The sequence below is a fragment of the Moorena sp. SIO4E2 genome (genome assembly GCF_010671945.1).
Classification (GTDB): domain Bacteria; phylum Cyanobacteriota; class Cyanobacteriia; order Cyanobacteriales; family Coleofasciculaceae; genus Moorena; species Moorena producens.
The window spans coordinates 1-4,145 of sequence record NZ_JAAHIE010000592.1; the positions used below are offsets into that span (position 1 = coordinate 1).

Consider the following 4,145-nt stretch of genomic DNA (forward strand, 5'->3'; position numbering starts at 1 on the left):
TAGAGGAGTAGAGCAAGCAGTAGTAAAAGAAATATTGACGCCAACGGTTGAGTCTTTGGATACAGGAAAAATCTGTTTAGATAGCAAAGTGCTTCAAGCAGCTGATCCGGACAAGTTGAATCTTTTAGAAGGAGTAATTAGAGATTTAATTGATTTAGAATATCCTACTAAAAATGGGAATAAGATCGAAGCACGTACTGAGCAAGAGAAAAAAGATTTAAGGAAGCTTAATGATAAACTCAATCAATTGACTAGTGCATTAAAGGGTCTGATGAATGAAGCTGTCAAACAAATATTAGATCGAGAGATGAAAGGGGTAGTTGATGGCTTGAAGACTTTATTGGATTATTACCTGTCTCTTCTTGAGGAAGGAATGGGGAATATTGCCCCCAATTTAGCGATTAGCTTTTCGAGATCAGAACTTGAGATAATTGATAGTATACCTGAGCCAAAATTTAAGTTTGAAGCTGGATTCGCAATTATAGAAGGCACATGGCTAGAAGACGTTGAAGTTACGGAACTCAAGCGAACTTTATTTTTATTTAAAAGAAAAGTAAAGACGATTAAACAAGAAACACGCTCTAGTGATAATGCTCAGTTACCCAAAATAGAAGACATCAATAAACACTGGCTATGGCAAAAAAATCAGGCAGAAATAGAAATTTATAGTCAGGTGGCGGATTGGTTTATCTGTCAAATGAATAAGTTTATAAAAAAGGTTGAGTCTTCTCAAAAAGAAATTGTAGACCGTTATCAAGAGCGGCTAGATAAAGCCTATGATCAAGCTCAACTATCTTTACAAAAAGACTTATCGATCTGGAATCCGCTACACCAGGAAGCTAAACAACTTAAGGAAAATATTAAGAAAGCTGGAAAAGTGCTGAGGTAGTTTCCCTCTATTCTGTAAGCTAGGGGAGCAACTTTATCAATATTCCAATTTTCCTTAAAAGAGTATGATAACCAAATGGATAAAGAATCTCGAAGTCGCTTCGACGAAGTTTATCGTGAAATTAAGGAATACTGCAACTCAACCGATAAGGGTTGTATGTATACAGCCATCAGCAAGCTGTCTCCAGACAACTACCAGAAAATCTGTGAGCATTTCAATATAACTCAGGATTCGACCATCAAACAAGACTTGCAGTTTTTTAAAAAGTATTTCATTGACGATGATGACAATGATTGGAGTAATAATATGGATAGAGTATTAGAAGTATTATGTAAAGAAGTATTAGATAAGCCGTTGCCAGAAGAAGATCCGTTGACGCAGTGTTTACGAGTTACTCCTGAGCTTTGGTTGAAAGTATACTTTATACTTTTCATCTCTCTTATAGTTATTGGCTCCTACGCTTTTCTGAAACCAGTGATTTTTAAAACCCAAGAAAAACCAGAGCCAAATACACCACCACCGTCACCGCCACTAAAAGACTCTACACAACAATACTCTATTTTGTGCTTAGTTGTTCCTTCTGATCAATTAAGTGGCTTGAATCAAGATTATCTGATTCCCTCAAATCGTGTTAAAGAACTTATATTGTCTGCGTCTTATTTTTTATGTGATGCTTCAGTTGAAGCTATTGACCAAAAAGTAAACCTCAAGCTCAGTCCGGATAGTATTAATTATTCGAGTAAGGAAGATGCCTACATCCAGCTGATAATTCCTGGGGGTGAGAATATAATTGGTAAAACAACAAAGTTCGAGCTTAGAAAGAATCTACCTGATGGTGATGCGAAAATCGATAAAATTGGTCGTCTTATCAAAATATATGGTTTAGAAAATTTCATCTGCGCTTAAGTAATTATAGCAATTCTGTTTCCCATGAAGTACCAAGGGATCCCCCGTTTCCCTTAAAAAGGGAGACTTTGAGGTTGCTTACTGTACCTCATACATGCAATAAACGCTATAAAATAAATTGGAAAAATGGATTGGAAAACTGCTTCATCCTATTATGAAACTCGTTTAAGTCACGCTTTAACTGTGTTGCGCCACGCCCTTGATTTAGCCAAGCTTCCTCAAGCCGGAGTTCCTGGTCACCTCAAAGAGGTGCTGTTGGAAGAAGAAAAACCTGCTCGTCGTCAGCTTGAACGCTTGAAGAAGCGAGAATTTCGGATTGCTGTTGTGGGCTTGGAAAAGGCGGGAAAAAGTACATTTGTTAATGCCTGGTTAGATTGTGATTTACTGCCAGCAAAAGCGGGACGTTGTACCTTTACAACGACACAAATTTATTCCGTTGAACAAGATTCTCAGCAAAGGCTAGAAGTTGAGCCTAAAACCGAAGAACAATTTACCCGTCTTTTGCATGAACTGGAATCAGCTTCCAACAGTAATTCTAAACATAGTGATGGAGCAAAACAAGATTTAGAGACAATCCGAAAGTATCAAGACACTTTAAGACAAGTTCGTAGCGAAGGTCGGAAAACTATCCCATTTACTCGCCTAGAAGACATTAACAAAGACCTGAACAAGTATGTTGCTGATGAGCAATACGCCCATGCAGTATTAGAAGCTAGGCTGTATACCAATAAACTCGCCCAGGCTGAAGGTATTGTTTTCTATGATGTGCCTGGATTAGACTCAGGTTTAGCCAAGCATATAGAAGAATCTAGAGAAATGCTGTCAGATTGTGATGCTGTAATTTTGGTACAGCGAGATCCTAGTCCCAAGGGCTACGAACTTAAAATTGTTGAGTTTACTGAGCAGGGTGATAAGAATGTAAACGTTGCAGATAAATTTTTCGTTTTCTTGAGTCGGATTGATCAGTTGGCTAGTCCAGCAGCTCTTAAAGAACACCTTGATGAAGCATCAAATAGATGGCATGAAATAGCTAAATTATCTCCTGAGCAAATTGTACACGGTTCAGCGGGAGCTTATTTAGTATTAAATGGCTTCGCTAATCAACAAACATTGGAATCAGTTGGCAGTCCTGAAGAAATTTTAACTAAGCTTAACTCTGTGACAGGTATCGAAAATGAGGAAGTCTTAAAACAAGACGCGACTGGGATTCAGGAAATCAAGGCTCGTATTACTGACTATATTAATAATAAACGGGTTACTGTTTTACAGAAACGTTGTGAGGCTATAATTGAAAATATATTAACAACATCAAAAGAAATTTTTGATATCGTTAGTAAGCGTTATTCAGAGAATCCAGCGGAAGCCAAGCGATTACAAGAAAATCAACGTCGTATTGAATTTTCCCAGTGGTGGGAAGAAAAGTGGAAAACGATTAAAGCAGACCTCAGCGACTATTATAATGATAATATATGGAACTCTACTGCAGAAGGAGAAGAATCTCTCAATTCAGATATTGTAGAAAAATTTCGGTCTCGATACCTCCAGGATATTGAGACTAAAATTGAAGAAATTAGAACCAATACTGAGCAAAGAAAACAGCAAATTTTTAAAGAAAATAATTCCGGTGTATTTGATGCTAAATTAACTGACTATAACTGGCGGAAAGAACTTTCTGCTACCATTAGCATTTTCTTAGTAGATATTGCTCATAACCTTGCTCTGGAAATCAAGGAAGAAGCATTAAAGTTAGTTGACTATCTGACCACGTTACTCTGGAAAACCCAGGAATTAGAGCAGCGACTTATTGGTAATCCCGAGGAGTTTGTGGAAGTCTTAAGTCGAAGTTTGACGGCGTTATTTCTTCGCTTTGCCCGTCCCGTTGCCGACTCCTTAATTCGTGGACCTTTAGGGAGTGAAACTCGTCAGCGTATTGTGAAAAGACTGGGAGCCGATATAGAACTAGTCGATAATTACTACAGTGGGGAAGAGAAGGCTTTCAGCGTGCTAAAACGATATGTAAATCGTGGGTCAAAGTTGCTCTATGATCCCAAGCTGCGCCATGAGCTATTAGGTATTCGTGACGTCTCTGGGGATGTGCCACCAAAACCTACCAATTCAGCGGAGGAGGTAATCTTGGAAGTTGAAACGGATATCAAAGCCTTTGAAACCTATTTGCGTTTGGCCATCTTTGAAGCGGCAGGGTTTGAGCAATTTTGCCTACAGGAACTCGATCAATTGCGCGATCGCTTTATTCAATATGAAGCCGTGTGGCGAGGAGTAGCCCAGAATGAATGGTTAGAAGAAAATCCCTTACTAATGGCTGAAATGCCCGAACATTTAAAGGCTCACG

The 4,145-nt window shown here is 38.5% G+C and carries 2 protein-coding genes and 1 pseudogene; all 3 read left to right on the top strand.

Annotation, left to right across the window (positions count from 1 at the left end; genetic code table 11):
* Nucleotides 1-889 (top strand): annotated as a pseudogene (locus tag F6K37_RS33655) (hypothetical protein); the annotation flags it as partial.
* A gap of 75 nt (nt 890-964) precedes the next feature.
* A complete protein-coding gene (locus F6K37_RS33660; protein WP_287255076.1) occupies nt 965-1,795 on the top strand; it encodes a hypothetical protein in 831 nt (276 codons plus the stop codon).
* A gap of 126 nt (nt 1,796-1,921) precedes the next feature.
* Nucleotides 1,922-4,145: dynamin family protein (locus tag F6K37_RS33665; protein ID WP_287255078.1), on the top strand; the 2,224-nt coding region annotated here is incomplete at its 3' end.

Coding starts and splice junctions, on each gene's coding strand:
- F6K37_RS33660 (WP_287255076.1), top strand. CDS start 965: ATGGATAAAGAATCTCGAAGTCGCTTCGACGAAGTTTATCGTGAAATT.